This is a genomic window from Empedobacter tilapiae, assembly GCF_004785645.1.
Classification (GTDB): domain Bacteria; phylum Bacteroidota; class Bacteroidia; order Flavobacteriales; family Weeksellaceae; genus Empedobacter; species Empedobacter tilapiae.
Genome location: NZ_SRPE01000018.1, coordinates 1 through 16,094 on the forward strand (window position 1 = coordinate 1; position 16,094 = coordinate 16,094).

At 28.3% G+C, this 16,094-nt stretch carries 17 protein-coding genes and 1 riboswitch; of the genes, 14 read left to right on the plus strand and 3 right to left on the minus strand.

The annotated features are described in order from the left end of the window. The first annotated feature begins 42 nt into the window (after positions 1-42). The 3 genes from E4J94_RS17025 (at position 43) to E4J94_RS17035 (ending at position 1,755) form a co-directional block, all read left to right on the plus strand. Positions 43-897, plus strand: coding sequence for a hypothetical protein (locus E4J94_RS17025; RefSeq protein WP_135836981.1), 855 nt, complete (start codon positions 43-45; stop codon positions 895-897). Positions 898-907: 10 nt separating this feature from the next. Next, the gene (locus E4J94_RS17030; RefSeq protein ID WP_135836982.1) at positions 908-1,339 is read left to right on the plus strand and encodes a transposase; all 432 of its coding nucleotides are present in this window, start codon (positions 908-910) and stop codon (positions 1,337-1,339) included. A gap of 95 nt (positions 1,340-1,434) precedes the next feature. Then, positions 1,435-1,755: a helix-turn-helix domain-containing protein gene (locus E4J94_RS17035; protein ID WP_135836983.1), complete on the plus strand. Its 321-nt coding sequence runs from the start codon at positions 1,435-1,437 to the stop codon at positions 1,753-1,755. A 1,193-nt stretch (positions 1,756-2,948) separates the two neighbouring features. On the opposite strand, the gene E4J94_RS17040 is transcribed toward E4J94_RS17035, so the two are convergent. The 3 genes from E4J94_RS17040 to E4J94_RS17050 all read right to left on the minus strand — a co-directional run bounded on the left by E4J94_RS17040 (position 2,949) and on the right by E4J94_RS17050 (position 6,658). Next, the gene (locus E4J94_RS17040; protein ID WP_135836984.1) at positions 2,949-3,152 is read right to left on the minus strand and encodes a YwbE family protein; all 204 of its coding nucleotides are present in this window, start codon (positions 3,150-3,152) and stop codon (positions 2,949-2,951) included. A gap of 218 nt (positions 3,153-3,370) precedes the next feature. Further along, a complete protein-coding gene (locus tag E4J94_RS17045; RefSeq protein WP_246034369.1) occupies positions 3,371-4,516 on the minus strand; it encodes a PepSY-associated TM helix domain-containing protein in 1,146 nt (381 codons plus the stop codon). A gap of 6 nt (positions 4,517-4,522) precedes the next feature. Further along, positions 4,523-6,658 (minus strand): TonB-dependent receptor, encoded by a 2,136-nt coding sequence (locus E4J94_RS17050; RefSeq protein ID WP_135836985.1) that lies wholly within the window; start codon positions 6,656-6,658, stop codon positions 4,523-4,525. A 241-nt stretch (positions 6,659-6,899) separates the two neighbouring features. Between E4J94_RS17050 and E4J94_RS17055 the strand changes: the two genes are divergently transcribed. The 11 genes from E4J94_RS17055 (at position 6,900) to E4J94_RS17105 (ending at position 15,959) form a co-directional block, all read left to right on the plus strand. Continuing rightward, complete coding sequence (locus E4J94_RS17055) at positions 6,900-7,151, plus strand: hypothetical protein (RefSeq protein ID WP_135836986.1); 252 nt, start codon at positions 6,900-6,902, stop codon at positions 7,149-7,151. A 281-nt stretch (positions 7,152-7,432) separates the two neighbouring features. After that, a riboswitch (Fluoride riboswitch) is annotated at positions 7,433-7,501 on the plus strand. 31 nt (positions 7,502-7,532) lie between these two features. Beyond that, positions 7,533-8,840, plus strand: coding sequence for a voltage-gated chloride channel family protein (locus E4J94_RS17060; RefSeq protein WP_135836987.1), 1,308 nt, complete (start codon positions 7,533-7,535; stop codon positions 8,838-8,840). 10 nt (positions 8,841-8,850) lie between these two features. After that, a complete protein-coding gene (locus tag E4J94_RS17065) occupies positions 8,851-9,123 on the plus strand; it encodes a hypothetical protein (protein WP_135836988.1) in 273 nt (90 codons plus the stop codon). Between the two features lie 195 nt (positions 9,124-9,318). Next, the gene (locus E4J94_RS17070; RefSeq protein ID WP_135836989.1) at positions 9,319-9,858 is read left to right on the plus strand and encodes a hypothetical protein; all 540 of its coding nucleotides are present in this window, start codon (positions 9,319-9,321) and stop codon (positions 9,856-9,858) included. A gap of 209 nt (positions 9,859-10,067) precedes the next feature. Beyond that, positions 10,068-10,367 (plus strand): cupin domain-containing protein, encoded by a 300-nt coding sequence (locus E4J94_RS17075; RefSeq protein WP_135836990.1) that lies wholly within the window; start codon positions 10,068-10,070, stop codon positions 10,365-10,367. 104 nt (positions 10,368-10,471) lie between these two features. Continuing rightward, positions 10,472-10,924, plus strand: coding sequence for a CopD family protein (locus tag E4J94_RS17080; RefSeq protein ID WP_135836991.1), 453 nt, complete (start codon positions 10,472-10,474; stop codon positions 10,922-10,924). A 199-nt stretch (positions 10,925-11,123) separates the two neighbouring features. Continuing rightward, positions 11,124-11,687 carry a Crp/Fnr family transcriptional regulator gene (locus E4J94_RS17085; RefSeq protein WP_135836992.1) on the plus strand — a complete coding sequence of 188 codons (564 nt, stop codon included), beginning with the start codon at positions 11,124-11,126 and terminating at the stop codon, positions 11,685-11,687. A gap of 71 nt (positions 11,688-11,758) precedes the next feature. After that, positions 11,759-12,214 carry a GNAT family N-acetyltransferase gene (locus E4J94_RS17090; RefSeq protein WP_135836993.1) on the plus strand — a complete coding sequence of 152 codons (456 nt, stop codon included), beginning with the start codon at positions 11,759-11,761 and terminating at the stop codon, positions 12,212-12,214. 3 nt (positions 12,215-12,217) lie between these two features. Further along, positions 12,218-12,739 (plus strand): GNAT family N-acetyltransferase, encoded by a 522-nt coding sequence (locus tag E4J94_RS17095; RefSeq protein WP_135836994.1) that lies wholly within the window; start codon positions 12,218-12,220, stop codon positions 12,737-12,739. Between the two features lie 173 nt (positions 12,740-12,912). Continuing rightward, on the plus strand, positions 12,913-14,529 hold the full coding sequence (locus E4J94_RS17100; protein ID WP_135836995.1) for a tetratricopeptide repeat protein: 1,617 nt from the start codon (positions 12,913-12,915) through the stop codon (positions 14,527-14,529). 155 nt (positions 14,530-14,684) lie between these two features. Continuing rightward, on the plus strand, positions 14,685-15,959 hold the full coding sequence (locus E4J94_RS17105) for a T9SS type A sorting domain-containing protein (RefSeq protein WP_135836996.1): 1,275 nt from the start codon (positions 14,685-14,687) through the stop codon (positions 15,957-15,959). Positions 15,960-16,094: the final 135 nt, after the last annotated feature.

Genomic DNA, 16,094 nt, shown 5'->3' on the forward strand with positions numbered 1-16,094 from the left:
GTTAGGACTATTTATTAAATAATCACTAAACAATTTAAAATTATGAAAAAACATTTAGTCATTTTGATGAGTTTGTTTTCATCAGTTACTCTATTTTCTCAAGTAGGAATAAATACCGAAAATCCTCAACAGCTTTTTCATACAGACGGAAAATCATCTGCTGCAACTACAAATCCAACTACAGGAGTTCCTAGTGTTGCACAACAAGTAGATGATGTTGTAATAACTAATCAAGGAAGGGTTGGTATAGGTGTTACAACACCAACACAAAGTTTAGATGTAAATGGAAGAACAAGAATTAGAAATACAGACATTTTAACAAGCACTACAGTTTCACCGATTTTTGTTGATGAAAATGGGTTAGTAGGAAAAGCAAACATTAGTCCTCAATCTCAAATAGCGTTCTTTACATCTACATCAACTTTAACTTTTACGCCTAGTAATTATAATACAGGTAGCGATCAAATTGTTCCAATTACTTCTAGTAATCAATCTCTTAATACAATTAATGCTACTATTCCATCAACAGGTAATATAAGGATTAATCAATCAGGAAACTATTTGATAGGAGCATCATTAAACTTTGGTCTACGAAGTCCTGCTACTGACGCAAAGATTTTTATGGCATTAAACATCGATGTAAGTCGTAACGGAGGAACAAGTTGGACTTCTATTTCAGGTGCAAGACCTATTTTTGTTCTGTATTGGTCTGCTGGAATGAATCAATCTTATACTTTACCAACAGTAATTAATAATTTTAATGTTGGTGATTTAATAAGGATCAAATTTTATAGAACTTTTGCTGGAACATCACCACAAGGTGATAATGTTGATCAAATTAGTTTACAAGCAGGATATGGTGCTCCATCATTCACGCTTTCTCTTACGAAACTCTAATGAATATGAGATGAATTACAAGTCTATTCACATAGGAGCTTTAATTAAACAAACAGTTATAGAGAGAGGAATAGAAATATCACGCATCTGTAATTTCTTGAAATTAACTAAAGAAGAAGTGGAGGATATGTATAATAAGGAAAGTATCGATTCAGAACTACTTTTAAAATGGAGTAAATTATTAGAGTATGATTTCTTTCGATTGTATTCTCAACACTTGATTTTATATGCTCCTGTAAAAACTAATAATTTTTCTCTTAAAAGTCAAAAATCAACATTACCTAGATTTCGTAAAAATGTGTACACGAAAGAAATGATTGATTACATATTGAGTAAAATAGAAACTGGAGATATGAAGATTATAGAAGTGATTGAACGTTATCATATTCCAAAAACAACTTTGTATAAATGGATAAGTAAGTATAAAAATATGGACAAATAAAAACTATACTCTCTAATTATTAATTTAACCTATTCTAATTAACCATTAGCTGCTAATCATTTTTTAGTGATTAGTGGCTTTTTAAACTCAGACCAATGAAAACCAAGATAAATTATAAAACACTTTATTCAGATATTATAAATGACCTTTATCCTTCAAAAAAATCAGTTTGTCAAGAAATATTGAATAAAAACACTTTATCTATACTTGATATTTTAGAATTAAATAAATTGATTTTCGAAGATAAACACAAAAGAAATATTGAAGTAAATCAAAAATTCAGATCTTATTCTAAAAAGGATATTTTATTAATATTAGATTATCAGAAAAAACATAATCTAAATAATTCTCAATTAGCAAATCATTTTAAATTAAGTAGAAATACTGTTGCTAAGTGGAAAAAGATATTTATTTAAAAAATCGTCAATCGACGCTTTTCTTTATTTTCATTTTTTTGCTCATCCAAAAAAACGAAACAAAAAAAGATGCCGACAATAGTCTCTCAATGATTCAACTAACTAAATTATTTTCATAAAGTTGGCAACTCGCTTTGCTCAAACACTCCAACTTTTTTATTTCAATAATTTAGAGTTGAATTTCATTTCGATACTAAATCGTCGGATTTTTAATTCCTTTTTCAATATTCAAATTCATTTTAACAATGAATTTCAAAAACTGTCATTGCTGAAGAGCCGAGATTGCTGTAAATAAGAGTTTTAAAGTTGACATACGATTTGCAGACGAGCTTCAATCCATTGAAACGAGCGTAAAAAAGATTAGTGAGCGATAGCGAGTCATTTAAGATTTTTAGTGAGTAAAATAAGATTGAACGTCGAAAATCGCAGTCTTGACGTTTTTGGTTCGTTTTTGCGTCAAGGTAAAAATGAACATATAATTATTAATTAATTTGTAACAATTTTACCTAAGCTCCAGTGGAGCTTCTCCTCTTAATCTCAAATTTTTAATTTCAAATGTTTTTGCGTCAAGGTTTCCCGAAGGGTATATGTATTCCTTTTCTTTAATGTCACTTTTTTTAGTCAAAAAAACTAACGAAAAAAGACTTGGCTGTAAACCTCACTACTAAAAATGTTCTCATTTCACTAAAGATTTTAAAAACCCTACGGGCTAAAACCTTTTTTACGTTTCATTCAATCATTTTCTTAACGTGTGAGTTTTAATGCCGTTTTCTTAATCTCAAATGTCTTTTTATCAAGAAAAAAAATGAACATAGTTAAGCAATTAGCGAGTAATCGTTATTTATCGTCTAAGTCTTCGATACAACGTTTTACAAACTTCACTCTGACTGATGATAAAAAGAAGCTGAAATAAATTCAGTTTGACAAATACATGTAACCACTACTTTTTACCTAATACAATTCCCACATTTCATTAAGATAAAAATCTTCCCAACTAAAACTAAATGTATCAGCAGTGGGGGCGTCAAGCTATGGAAGTTGAAAGTTTAATAATTAGCCTTTTGTAATGAGAACAAATGTCAGGATTTCCCAAAAGTTGAGTTGGTATCAAAAACAGAAAAAGCAAAGACAAAAAAATATAAAAAGCTCTTATCAATACGAATAAGAGCTTTTAATTTATAATTTGATGTGTTCTAAAAATCGTCTTCAATAATTTCCTGTACACGCCCAATTTGTCCATCCATCAAACGAACTTTTATACCATGATGATGATAAGGCGCAGAAGTCAATAAATCTTTCACGATACCCTCAGTCAATTCGCCAGTTCGTTGATCCTTTTTCAATACAATATTAACCAGCATACCAGGTTTTATATTAGCTCTTGTTTTACCATCCATATTACAAATATCTTAAAATAAATGGAAAAGATATTCATTCTGTCATAAAGGAAATTAAAAAACACATTCATCTGGAAGGTAAAAACAAATGGTACCTTCATGAAATATAAAGAGTACCATTTTTATTTGCTTTCCCTAAAAGCTACTTAAAATATTTAAAATTGACTATTTGTTTAGTATATGGAGACCTCATCTTTTCATACCTGTATAAGTAATTTCTATCTTCTTTTAGGCTGTTTATTCCACCATACAATTGCTCCAGTAATAGGAAGAGATGCACAAATGAGAGAGACAATAAAAGCTAATATTTTAGTAGGATATCCCCATATTCCTCCGGTATGTAAATCATAATTCATTCCTATTAACTCATCGCCTAGTTTTTGATTCTCACTTGATTTTATATTAAGTAATTTTCCTGAATTTTGATCAAAATAATACCATCTGAAAACACTTGTTTTATTCTTTTCTAATCTAACTTGTATATCTTGGTCTTCATCTTTATCTCTTAATCTAACGGACATCATATTAGCTTCAGGATTTTTCTCCATTGCATAAAGTAAAGACTCGTTCAAAATATTATTAGGATTAAGAATTACATTTTTTTCTAAGGATAAATCTTTATCGTTTTCTGATATTGTTATCGAATTAAGAGTTTTTGTTGTAAACTTTTTAAAGCTAGGATAAGAAAATATTAAGCCTGTAAATGCAATAATTAGTACAAATACAAATGTCTGAAAACCTAGAACGTTGTGTAAATCGTAAACTAAACGTTTCCATTTTACACTAAAGTTAACCCAAACAGCTTTTTTTACTAATTTCTTTTTCCATTTTTTTGGCCACCAAAGCACTAAGCCACTTATTGTAAGTATTATAAAAATAACTGTAGATAAAGCTACAATGGTATGACCAACATTTTTTCCTAACAATAATGTTTGGTGTAGTTGCAAAACAACTTGAAAAAATTCATATTTTGTATTTTCTACAAATTGTACTTTTCCACTGTATGGATTTATGAAAACTCTTTTATAGTAAACCATGTAATTATGGTATAACGTTTTTTCTTTATCAGTTTTGTTTGCTCTAAAAATCCAAGTTCTGTCTTTATCTAAATATAAATCAACACGTGTAACTTTTTCATTCGTAGGAAGATTTTTATTTGCTATTTCTATAAGATCAGTTAAAGGTAATGCCTGCTTACTTACAGGCATTTTATTTTCTTGAATAGAATATCTTTCCGGATAAACTATTGTTTTTAAATCATCATAAAAAACATAAATACATCCAGTAATACTTACAACAAATATGATTAAGCCTACAATAAGACCAAGCCATTTATGTAACCAAAGTATTGATTTCTTAATCATTTTAAGTTAAAATTTATAATTAATCATAAATGTTGCTGTTGTTCCAGTTCCTCTAACATAATTAGCTGCATTTGCGCTGTACTGGCTTGCGACGGTATAGTATGTGTAATTAAAAATATTATCGATTCCTAAGCTAGCTCCCCAATTTTTATTGAACTGATAATTACTAGATAAATTAAATAAGTTAACAGTTTTTACAGGAGCTTCATTTGCTAAGTAAACGCCTTTATTGTTTATATTAAAACGATCTCTATCACCTGTCATTACATAATTTAAAGCGATATTAAGTTTTTGATTTGGAGAAAAACGTACATACGCTGTAGCTTTTGGAGGAGCAATTCTTGTTCCGTTCAAATACTTTTTACTACCATCATTATTTTCAGATTTTCCTTCTACAAAAGAATAAGATACACCTGTTTTCCATACTCTAGAAATATTAGCGTCTAAGCTTAATTCGATTCCGTAGGTACGTTCAGGCGCTCTTAATGGTCTCAATATGCCATTTTCGTTTGCTACTAAATTAACCCCATCTTTTGATGTACTTATAAAATAAGCAGCTGTAAAATTCAACATCTTATATCGCGAAGAAAATCCGATTTCGTAATTATTTGTTAAAATAGGTTTTGTATTTACATTCGCTAATGTACTTTCTTCTGCAGCTCGTACAATTCTTCCTAATTCATTAATAGAAAAACCTTGTGTAAAGCTTATAAATGGATTAAAAATGTCAAATTTTGTATAACGTAAACCTGCATTAAAAGTGGTTCCTTTATAAGGGAATTTTCCGCCTTGAACATCTATAGATCCTTCTCCATTTGGCCCACTTGCTATAGTTCTAAAATCTTTTATCTTTACTTGAGCATTTTCGTAACGAATTCCCCCCTTAAAGACTAAGTTTTCCAATAAATCTAATTTTAATTGAGCATAAGGAGCAAAACTTGCCATTTTCATTTTCGGAATGTAAACTCTTCCGTCTGTTAAGTCTTGATATGTAACATCGTTTAGTAAGTCTAATCCGTAAGTAACCTCTCCTGGGATATTAGCAACAGAAAAAGGTGTATTAAAGTTTAAACGAATCCCTTTTTTATTCGAATTAATTTTTGTTTGACCAGGTCCATACCAGTTTACTGCAGATTCAACATATCTATTCATTGAACGAAATGAATTAAGATAAAATGAAGCATCGAACTGAGTATTTCCAAATAATTTATTGTTATTATAACGAACAATTAAGTTGTGATTGAATGGAGTACCTGTTGGTTTTCCAGGATCTTCTCCTTTTACTCCAATTGTTGGCGAAACACCAAAAACACCATTTTTACTTATGTACTTTGCATGTTGTGTACTGTTATAAAAATTATACATTAAACTAATTTCAGACTCATCGTTAATTTGATAATTAAGTTTTGTATAAACATTATTTTGGTAAGAGTTTGAAGTGCCGTCTGTTTGTCCTAAAACTAGACCATCACCATCTCGTTGTAATTCTGTGTAATCAATTGATCCACCTACCATATAAGAAATTTTATTAACGTTCCCAGAAAGGAATTGAGATACTCTGTAACCAAAAGTTTCTTTATTATTATATGGATTAGCTGTAATTCCTACAGAAGTTTGTCCTGAAATAGGATTTTGATTAAAATTCTTTTTTGTGATATAATTTATAATTCCACCTCCAGATCCATTTCCATAGATAGAAGTAGCACCTTTTATAACTTCAATTCGTTCAATAACACTTGGATCTATTGTGCGTATATCTCTAGCTCCATTCATTAAAGGAGTAGATTGAGGAATACCATCAATTAATACCAAAACTGTACGTCCACGTAACGACTGTCCAGAATTGGTTGACTTGTTATTGCTCACATTTAGTCCAGGAACTAAATTTCCAAGAATTTGTGAAATGTCAGTAGTAAATTCCATTTGTTCTTGTATCTGTTTTTGAGAAATAACAGTAACAGAAGATGGTATTTTATTTATATTTTCGGACTTTCTACCAGCTGTAACTATAACTTCATCTACAGATATAACTTCATTGGAGTTTACTATAGAATCGTTGACTTGTGCAAAAGTGGAAACGCTTAAAAGCAAACTAAGAAATAGGGAAGGTTTTTGAGGGATTTTAAATAAATATTTTCTCATCTTTTTATTTAGAATAAATAAACGCAAATATACAATTATAACTTATTTCGTAAATTTTTTTTATTTATAAAAAAATTATACATTTTCAGCAGAAAGCATTGAGAAAATATAGTATATAATAATGTATTCAAATATGTTATTATATATTCTATTCATAATGAATTGATTTAGAGAGTCAAAAGGAAGTTGAAAGACTAGATGATTTTAGAAAAGTTTTAGAAATATAATTGGTTCTCTATCAATGGCAGGATCCTTAATTGATGATAAATCACTATTAAACATTAAAACTATATCAGATAAAAACGATTTTATTCTTTCAAAACTAAATAGTGTATTTGGAGATGAAATGTATTCTATTTCTATAATCTTTGAATTAAATAATATTAAATTTGAAGATAATAAAAAAAATAAATCATTGAAGTTCTTAGTGATAGAGGGTAATTTAATATTAAAAGATCAATATATGGGAAGGATAAAGCTAAAATATCTGTAAATAGAGTATGATATATTGAGCGTAAATTAAAAGTAAATAGAGCGCAAAATAATAGTAACTTGATAAAAAATAGATACAATTTTAAAGCAATTAATAAAGTTAGGCTATGTGCAAGAAATTATTTTTAATGAAATTGATGAATTAAGAAGTTATGCAACATAAACTTTTGTTCTCAATTATTAAAAGAAAATCTAGTTGATTTAGCATTGAACAAATTAATAATTGCAGAAATTGTAAAAGCTGTTTATGAGTATTTAACAATAAATTATTACTTTTGCAGTAGATAAAAAGGAAATGGTGTTCTTCCTTACCCAACCGCTTTATAAAAAGCTGATGACGCCTGATTAAGTAAAATGATCTAAGCATTTTAATCAGGTAGTTATGCAATTAAAACAAACAAAATCTTTCAGCAAAAAAATAAATCTACAGTTACATCTGTTATTTAGACAATTTCCTGCAATTCTTTATATTTTAAAATGGGTATGTTTATGTTCTCTTATAGGACTGTGTGTAGGGAGTGCTTCGGCAGGTTTTCTTCAATCATTAAATTGGGTTACAAATTATCGTGAAAATCATTTATGGTTAATTGCATTTTTACCGATTGGTGGTTTCTCTATTGGTTTACTCTATTACTATTTTGGTAAAAACATTGAAGCTGGAAATAATTTACTTATTGACACAATACATAATCCAAAGGAAATAATTCCTTTTAGGATGGCTCCGTTTGTATTTATAGGAACACTTGTTACCCATATGTTTGGAGGCTCAGCAGGTAGAGAAGGAACTGCATTACAAATGGCAGGAGCAATTGCAGATCAATTTAGTAAACCATTTCGATTGATAGAATATGAGCGAAAAATTTTAATTATTTCAGCCATTTCAGCTGGTTTTGGTTCAGTGTTTGGCACACCATTAGCAGGAGCCATTTTTGGTTTAGAAGTTTTTTTAATAGGACGATTAAAATACGATGCTATTTTTCCTGCATTTTTGTCCGCAATTATAGCTGATTTAGTTACCAAACTTTGGCAAACTGAGCATACACATTATCATATCGATTTTGTTCCTGAAATTTCATTTCTCAACATTTTTTTTACCATTATAGCAGGTGTTATTTTTGGTATATGTGCAGCAACATTTAGTAAATCTATGCATAAGACAAGTGCTATTTTTAAATCAAAAATAAGTTTTCCACCTTTTCGTCCTTTAGTAGGAGGTACAATCGTAGCTCTTGCAGTTTGGATAATTGGTACCACAAAATATATTGGTTTGGGCGTACCAACAATTGTTGAATCTTTTGAAGAGCAATTGCCAGCGTATGACTTTCTATTGAAAATGATTTTTACCATTTTAACACTCTCAGCAGGTTTTAAAGGAGGAGAGGTAACACCTTTGTTTTTTATTGGAGCTACTTTGGGGAGTGCAATAAGTATTTTTATCCCATTACCGATTGGACTTTTAGCAGGAATGGGGTTTGTTGCAGTTTTTGCAGGAGCAACAAATACGCCGTTAGCTTGTAGTATTATGGCACTTGAACTTTTTGGTGTTGATTGTGGAGTATATGCTGCTATTGCGTGTGTTGTTGCATATTTGATTTCTGGTAACAACAGTATTTATAATAAACAAATGATTGGTGAACCAAAGTATAAGAGATTTTTAAATCAAAAAGGTAAACGATTAAATGAACTCTAAAAACAATTACATGAACTCAGAATTACATAATATAAATATAGTGAGAATATATTTTAGTTATGGACAGCAAGCCAAAGGACAGTCTTTTTGGCAAAGACTTTGGAATAATAATTTAGGTCAATTACTTTTGAAAAGAGCAAAAGAAATGAACATTAACGAAGCAGCAATCTTTGTAGCTAAAGCAGGTTACTTGCACAATGATAACATTAGTTTTAATAGTTCAGAAATTCCATCAAACAAGAACCTTGTTTGCCTTGAACTTATTGATACACCTAAAATTTGAAAAATTACTTAATACAAAACAAAGCATTACTTTCTGATACAAATATTATTTTGTTTAATGAGAGTAGTTTTAAATTATCACAATAGAATAAGAAGAAAAGTGAAAATACAGATGTCAATCGTATTTTCAGAAACATTTATATTAAACTTAGTTAATTGATATATTAGCGAAATTATATCGAATTATCGTCAAACTATGAAATTTATAAAAGGTTGCCTTCTTACATTACTAATTTTTATTACTGCAATAACTTCTCTGATTTATTTTTACAATCTTAAATTATCAAAAGAACTGATTAAAGAAAACGAAAAAACTAAAAATTCTTTACTTGCTTACAAAGACAAAATGTCTGAAAGAAATAAATTAATCCTTAATTCTGATGTTTCTGATAGTCTAAAAGTTTTAGCAAAAAAATCGGATTCAATCATCAAAAATTCTAATAAAATAAATGATAATTTATGGACAGAATATAAGATTAATCAGAAACTTTATGATGATAAAAAGTTCAAAAAACTAAATGAAGAATTGAACGAAAAATATAGTCAATATAACTCAGATGCACAGCAATTTAATTTTCGCTGGCTTTCATTTCCTTTAAATATTGTTTTATCTAATAATAACCTTAGAAGTTATGATAATATGTATACAATTGATTATGGAATAGATAATTCCGAAAATATGATAAAACGTAAAAAAGTTGATCATTGGATTGAAACTGGAGAAGTAACAAAATAGAAACTTTTACTGAAAAGTGGAACTACTGTACAAGTATAAAAAAAGTAAAAAATTAAAATATAGAACCTTATTTAAGTCTTTTTAAACGAGGTTTTTTTTTGTTCTCTATAATAGTTTATCATTAATGAATATAGATAAGAAAATATAAACTAAATTGAATTGTTTATTTAATTGATTTGAAATAAATTTAGATAATAAAATAATTCATTATGGATAAATCGTCTAGTTTAAATAACATTCATGCAAATGACAAGAATGTTGGAGCGATAAGTATTTTCAAAGGAGAATCAAGTAACGTAACATCAATTCAATTATTGGAAAAAAGTGTTTTAAAAGAGCATAGTACAAAAATTCCTGCACTGCTTTTATGTGTTACTGGAAAAGTGTTGTATTTAGATGAAAATGAACAAAAAATAGAATTAAGCTCTAGTGAATATATAACCATCGAACCAAATGTTATACATAAGTTAGAGGCGTTAGAAAATAGTCAGTTGATTTTAGTAAAATAGGATCTCAAAAATAACTTCATTAGAATGTAAAAACATAACGATGATGTTGTAAATTATAAACTTGTACAAAATCTTGAATATAAATTATGTTAACTTAAACAAATATGCACGAATTACATTTATTATTAATTTTCCATTTAATAGGAGCTACGATATGGGTAGGAGGTCATATTATATTAAGTTTAGTTATTTTACCACAAGTATGGAAAGAAAAGTCGGTAGAAAAGTTATTTTCTTTTGAAAGTAAATACGAACGTATTGGACTTCCAGCCTTGTTAGTCATGGTAATTACAGGGATAAGAATGTCCTATATCTATATCATAAAAATTAGTAATTGGTTTAATTTCGAAAATCCAATTGAACGTGTTGTTTCTTTAAAACTGATATGCCTAGCTACAATTGTATTATTCGCTTTGAGTGCACAATTTTATGTACTTCCTCGTTTAAAAACAGATAATACAAAACTTCCTCTAATGACATTTCACATCATAGCCGTGACAACAATTAGTATACTAATGTTAATTCTTGGTAGCTTCGTACGATATGGTGGAATCTAGTTAAACTTGCTTATTTTACTTCGAGAAAAAATGACGTCTAACATTAATATTTCACAAAAACGGACTGAAACTAAATTTTTGACTTAGCATTTTCAAATCTTAAAATTGGTTTTCTAAAAACAATAAATTAATTTAGTTTTTGAAAATAAAATTAGCTCGAACACTATCTGCAATTTTCAAATAGAACTTAACCAGCAAAATGGATATTGATCAAATTATAGATAAAATTTATCCTCTTTCAGCTAAATCCAAACTTATGCTAGAAGAGAATATTATTGAAGTTAGTTTTCCTAAGCATCATATGATAATCCGTGCTGATAAAATTGAAAAAAACATTTATTTTATTAAAAAAGGGATAGCTCGAACTTTTTCTAATATAGGAGAGAACGAAATTACCTTTTCATTTGGAAAAGAAGGCGATACAATTGCTTCGTTGAGAAGTTATATTATCAATCAAAAAGGATATGAAAACATTGAACTACTAGAAGATTGCAATCTTTACGAATTGAATACTGCGAACCTTCAAAATCTTTTTAAAGAAAATATTGAGATAGCCAATTGGGGTAGAAAGTTAGCAGAAAATGAACTTTTAAAGGCGGAAGAAAGACTTATATCTAGACAATTTGGAACAGCAACAGATCGATATATCGAATTAATAAAAAACTATCCTGGCTTAATTCAAAGGGTTCAACTTGGTCACATCGCCTCTTATTTAGGTATAACACAAGTAAGTCTAAGCCGTATTAGAACAAATGTAAGATAGGATCCATTTTTTATCATTTGTATAATTTTTTTTCAGACCATATTCAGAATTTTGTTTAAAATTTAGAACTAATGAATGTAACGATTAGAAAAGCTGAAGAAAAAGACAGTGAAAATATTTGGAACTTAATGAAAGAATTAGCTGTTTTTGAAAAATACAGTAAAAATTTTGCTATTACTCCTGAAATAGTGAAAGTAAGTGGTTTTCAAAAAAATCCACCAGACTTCTATTGTTTTGTTGCTGAATGCAATGAACAGATTACAGGTATTCTCGTATACTATTTTCTTCCTTATACAATACAAAACCGACCAGCCATTTATATGAAAGAACTATATGTTGACGAGAATTATCGAGGACATAAAATTGGTGAACAACTGATGAATGCTTTAAAAATTGAAGCTGAACAAAACAATTGTAATCAAATAAAATGGACAGTTGCGCCTTGGAACAAAGCAGGACAAAAATTCTACGAACGTTTGGGTGCGACAGAAAATAATGAGTGGCTTAACTATGAATGGAATGTTTGAAAAATGAAAACAGTAGAAATTTTAAAAATAAAAAAAGATGAAATTCTGCAATTACAAGAAATTGGCAGACGTACATTTTATGAAACTTTTTCTGAAAGTAATACCGAAGAAAACATGAAAGATTATTTAGGTAAAGGTTTTTCCATTGATAAATTAACAACTGAATTAAATGACATAAACGCAGAGTTTTATTTTGCGAAAATTGACCAAGAAATAATTGGATATTTAAAGCTTAACTTCGGAGAATCGCAAACAGAAATCAAAGACGATAAAGCACTTGAAATTGAAAGAATTTATGTTTTAAAAGAATTTCATGGAAAAAAAGTTGGACAAATTCTATATAATAAAGCAATAGAAATTGCGAAACAAAAAAATGCAGATTATGTTTGGTTAGGCGTTTGGGAAGAGAACCAGAGAGCAATAAACTTTTATAAGAAAAACGGTTTTGTGGAGTTTGATAAACATATTTTTAAACTTGGAAATGATGAGCAAACTGACATAATGATGAAACTTAAGCTAACTTAAACTATTACAGCTAATAATACAATTTTAAAAACAAAAAACCTCTTTAAAATCTTTTAAAGAGGTTTTTTTATTTTACATGAACTATGATTTGTTTTTAAGTCTAAGATAGATAATATTTTATCCGATTATAACTCTAATTTACTTACTTTTATCTAATTGTAAACGTTTATTTTATGGTGTTATTTAAAAAAATATTGGTTTTGAAATTTTTCTTACTGTTTATATTTTCTTATTCCCAAAGTTCTGTTTCTACACTTATGGATAGTTTGGTAATTGCTAAAGACAAGAAACAAATAATTGATCTAAGTCTTAAAATTGCTGATGAACTAAAGACTGAGAACTTTACGAGATCTCAATATTATATAAATTTAGCAAAAGAACATACCGAAAAACTAAATACCGATGCTTCTTGGAAAGATTTTTATGATAAAACAAAAAAAATTTATTTTGATATAGATGCACTCGATTTGTTTCAGGAAGCACTTTTATCAGAGTATAATTTATACAAAAATACAAACGAAGAAAAACGTTATAAACTAGAAACACAGTTAGCTATTCTCTATTCTCGACTAAACGACAAAAAGATAGCGCTTTATTATTTCAATAAACTTTGGAAGCATTATAGTGACAATAAAGAGTATTATTTTATGGCGCAAACCAAAACGAATATTGGAAATACTTATCTAAATTTTGACGATGCGAAAGAATCTTTAATTTATTTTTTTGATGCGTTAGAATTACTAAAATATTCTCCGAAAGAAGAGTTAGAAATTACAATCTATACCAATATAGGTAGAGCTTACAGTAAGCTGAATGAAAATACGAAGGCATTAGAATATCTGTTAAAATCAGAACAAAGAATAAACAAAAATACAACTGCAGACACAAAATCTTGGATATACTTGTGCCTTGCTCAACTTTATATACAAACCAAGAATGCAGATCAAGCAATATATTTTGCGAAAAAATCAGAAAATTTTGAACTTACACATAATACTTTTAGTCAGAAAGATCTTTTGGAAACCCTTTATAAGGCTTATTTATTAAAAAAAGATTATAAAGAAGCTGCACATTATTTTAGTCAATATGATAAAGTTCGAGAAAATCTCAATATCGAATCTAAAGCAGTTAATGTTGAAAAGATAAAAATTGATTATAATAACAAAATTAAAGCCCAACAACAAGAAATAATAAATAATAATAAAAATTCTTCTCTTATAATTACTATTTGTATCCTGATTATTTTGTTGTTAATTTTTTCAATTCTGATTATACGTTATAAAAATAGAATTTCAAAAATAAAATTAGAACACGAATTAAAACTATATAGAGAAACTGAATTAAAACATCAACTTGAAATTCGAAACAAAGAATTAGCAGTAAAAACAATAAAAGAAACGGAACAAAAAGAACTTTTCCAATATTTGATGACTGATCTAAAAAAAATACAATCTAATGTCGAAGAAAAAGATACCAAAAATTCCGTGAATTATGTTATCAATATGCTACATCATAACTCTCATATTAACAATTGGGAAGAATTTGAGTTAAGATTTTCTAATGTTTATGAATCATTTTATCAAAATCTTAATCATTCTCATCCAAATCTCAGTAATATGGATAAAAGAATTTGTGCATTGATAAAACTCAACCTTTCTACTAAAGAAATTGCAAATATTACGAAATCTACTGTTCGATCTATAGAAAATTCTAGAACTAGACTTCGAAAAAAAATGGGTTTAACGAATAGTAAAACTGATCTTAATAAATATTTGACAGATTTAAATTGATTTTATAACTATCAATATATGAGTTGATTGATGTTTTTTGAGTAGTAATTGAGCATTAAAAAAATAGGTCTGAGTAGTAATATAACATCACTTTTTTTGCAAACTAAAACTTCAATTACAAGATTTGTATCGAATCACAAAATTTGATATTAAAAATGAAAAAAATTCTATTATTAGGTTTTATCCTATTATTCCAGACTGTATTTTCTCAAACTATAAATAGATTTGAGAATAAAATTAAGGCTCAGAAAACAATTACAAAAGGATGTCTTACAAATTATTTTGACGGACCATTCCCTGAAGAAACATTCACACCTTCTTGCGATGGAAGAGAAGAGCAAATTTTTACTGCAGCAATGCATAGCACTTACTCAAATGTTAAAGTAACGGCAAATGTAGAGTATACATTTATAGTTTATCCAAATGATCCTACCAATACGTTTATTACTATTTCAAATGAAGCTGGAACCGAAATCTATGCATCAGGTTATGATTTAATCAATTGGACTCCTTCCAAAGATGAAGTAGTTAGATATTATGTACATTTAGATGATACATGTACTAATTCTAATTATTCAGTGAAAAAATATATCAGATGCGGTGCAATACCACCAGAACCCGAATATAATTGTGACCAATCGTATGACGGACCATTTTGGGCAGGTTGTTCAATAAGTGGTGATGCAGGATACTTAATAGCAGATGATTTTTTTATACCAAAAGATTCGGAAATATTTAAATTAAAAACATTAAAATATTTAATAGTTCCATTGATAGGAAAAGAGGATTTTAAAAACTTTACGATTGAAATTAGAGAAGATAAGAACAACTCTCCAGGAGAAATTATCAAGTCATACGAAAATATTACAGCAACTGAAGTTATACAACATACCGAAACATTTCTTGATTATCCTACTTTTTGGACTACACTTACAATTCCTAATGGTGGTATAGAATTACCTGTAAATAAAGAAGAGAATAGCCGATATTGGGTAACAATTCAGGTTTGGTCTAAGGTTAAAGAAAACATTGCTGTTGCTGGATTTCATAGAATCAATGGTTGGGCTACAGCACCAACTTTCCAAAGTTTAGATAATCGTGAAACTTGGATTACAACTACTTATGAAGAAGATCCTGGCTTGGAAAGTATTTGGTCCTTCGATGCAGATTGCTCTAAATTAACAACTCAAGAATCTGAGAAACAAAAGCTCTCAATTTATCCAAATCCAGTGAAAGATTATTTAAAATTTACTTCAAAAAAATCAATAAAAGAATTGTCTATTTTGACCTATACAGGAGAAAAATTGATGACTTTTAAAGAATTTAAAGATAACCAAATTAACCTTTCTAATTTAAAAAGTGGAAACTATCTTGTGAAATTTACTTTAGAAAATGGAGTAATTGAAGTTTCAAAAATTATCAAAAAATAATTTTTATCAAGACATATTAATTATCTTGATTAATACAAACAGAAAAGAAACTCAATTAGAGTTTCTTTTCTGTTTCAATTGGAATTTTTATATAAAACTGACTTATTTTATCACCTTTGAGAATAAAAAAAGCCT

Coding starts and splice junctions, on each gene's coding strand:
- E4J94_RS17050 (WP_135836985.1), bottom strand. CDS start 6,658: ATGAGAAAATATTTATTTAAAATCCCTCAAAAACCTTCCCTATTTCTT.
- E4J94_RS17035 (WP_135836983.1), top strand. CDS start 1,435: ATGAAAACCAAGATAAATTATAAAACACTTTATTCAGATATTATAAAT.
- E4J94_RS17070 (WP_135836989.1), top strand. CDS start 9,319: ATGAAATTTATAAAAGGTTGCCTTCTTACATTACTAATTTTTATTACT.
- E4J94_RS17055 (WP_135836986.1), top strand. CDS start 6,900: ATGGCAGGATCCTTAATTGATGATAAATCACTATTAAACATTAAAACT.
- E4J94_RS17045 (WP_246034369.1), bottom strand. CDS start 4,516: ATGATTAAGAAATCAATACTTTGGTTACATAAATGGCTTGGTCTTATT.
- E4J94_RS17030 (WP_135836982.1), top strand. CDS start 908: ATGAATTACAAGTCTATTCACATAGGAGCTTTAATTAAACAAACAGTT.
- E4J94_RS17095 (WP_135836994.1), top strand. CDS start 12,218: ATGAAAACAGTAGAAATTTTAAAAATAAAAAAAGATGAAATTCTGCAA.
- E4J94_RS17100 (WP_135836995.1), top strand. CDS start 12,913: ATGGTGTTATTTAAAAAAATATTGGTTTTGAAATTTTTCTTACTGTTT.
- E4J94_RS17065 (WP_135836988.1), top strand. CDS start 8,851: ATGAACTCAGAATTACATAATATAAATATAGTGAGAATATATTTTAGT.
- E4J94_RS17080 (WP_135836991.1), top strand. CDS start 10,472: ATGCACGAATTACATTTATTATTAATTTTCCATTTAATAGGAGCTACG.
- E4J94_RS17025 (WP_135836981.1), top strand. CDS start 43: ATGAAAAAACATTTAGTCATTTTGATGAGTTTGTTTTCATCAGTTACT.
- E4J94_RS17040 (WP_135836984.1), bottom strand. CDS start 3,152: ATGGATGGTAAAACAAGAGCTAATATAAAACCTGGTATGCTGGTTAAT.
- E4J94_RS17090 (WP_135836993.1), top strand. CDS start 11,759: ATGAATGTAACGATTAGAAAAGCTGAAGAAAAAGACAGTGAAAATATT.
- E4J94_RS17085 (WP_135836992.1), top strand. CDS start 11,124: ATGGATATTGATCAAATTATAGATAAAATTTATCCTCTTTCAGCTAAA.
- E4J94_RS17075 (WP_135836990.1), top strand. CDS start 10,068: ATGGATAAATCGTCTAGTTTAAATAACATTCATGCAAATGACAAGAAT.
- E4J94_RS17105 (WP_135836996.1), top strand. CDS start 14,685: ATGAAAAAAATTCTATTATTAGGTTTTATCCTATTATTCCAGACTGTA.
- E4J94_RS17060 (WP_135836987.1), top strand. CDS start 7,533: ATGCAATTAAAACAAACAAAATCTTTCAGCAAAAAAATAAATCTACAG.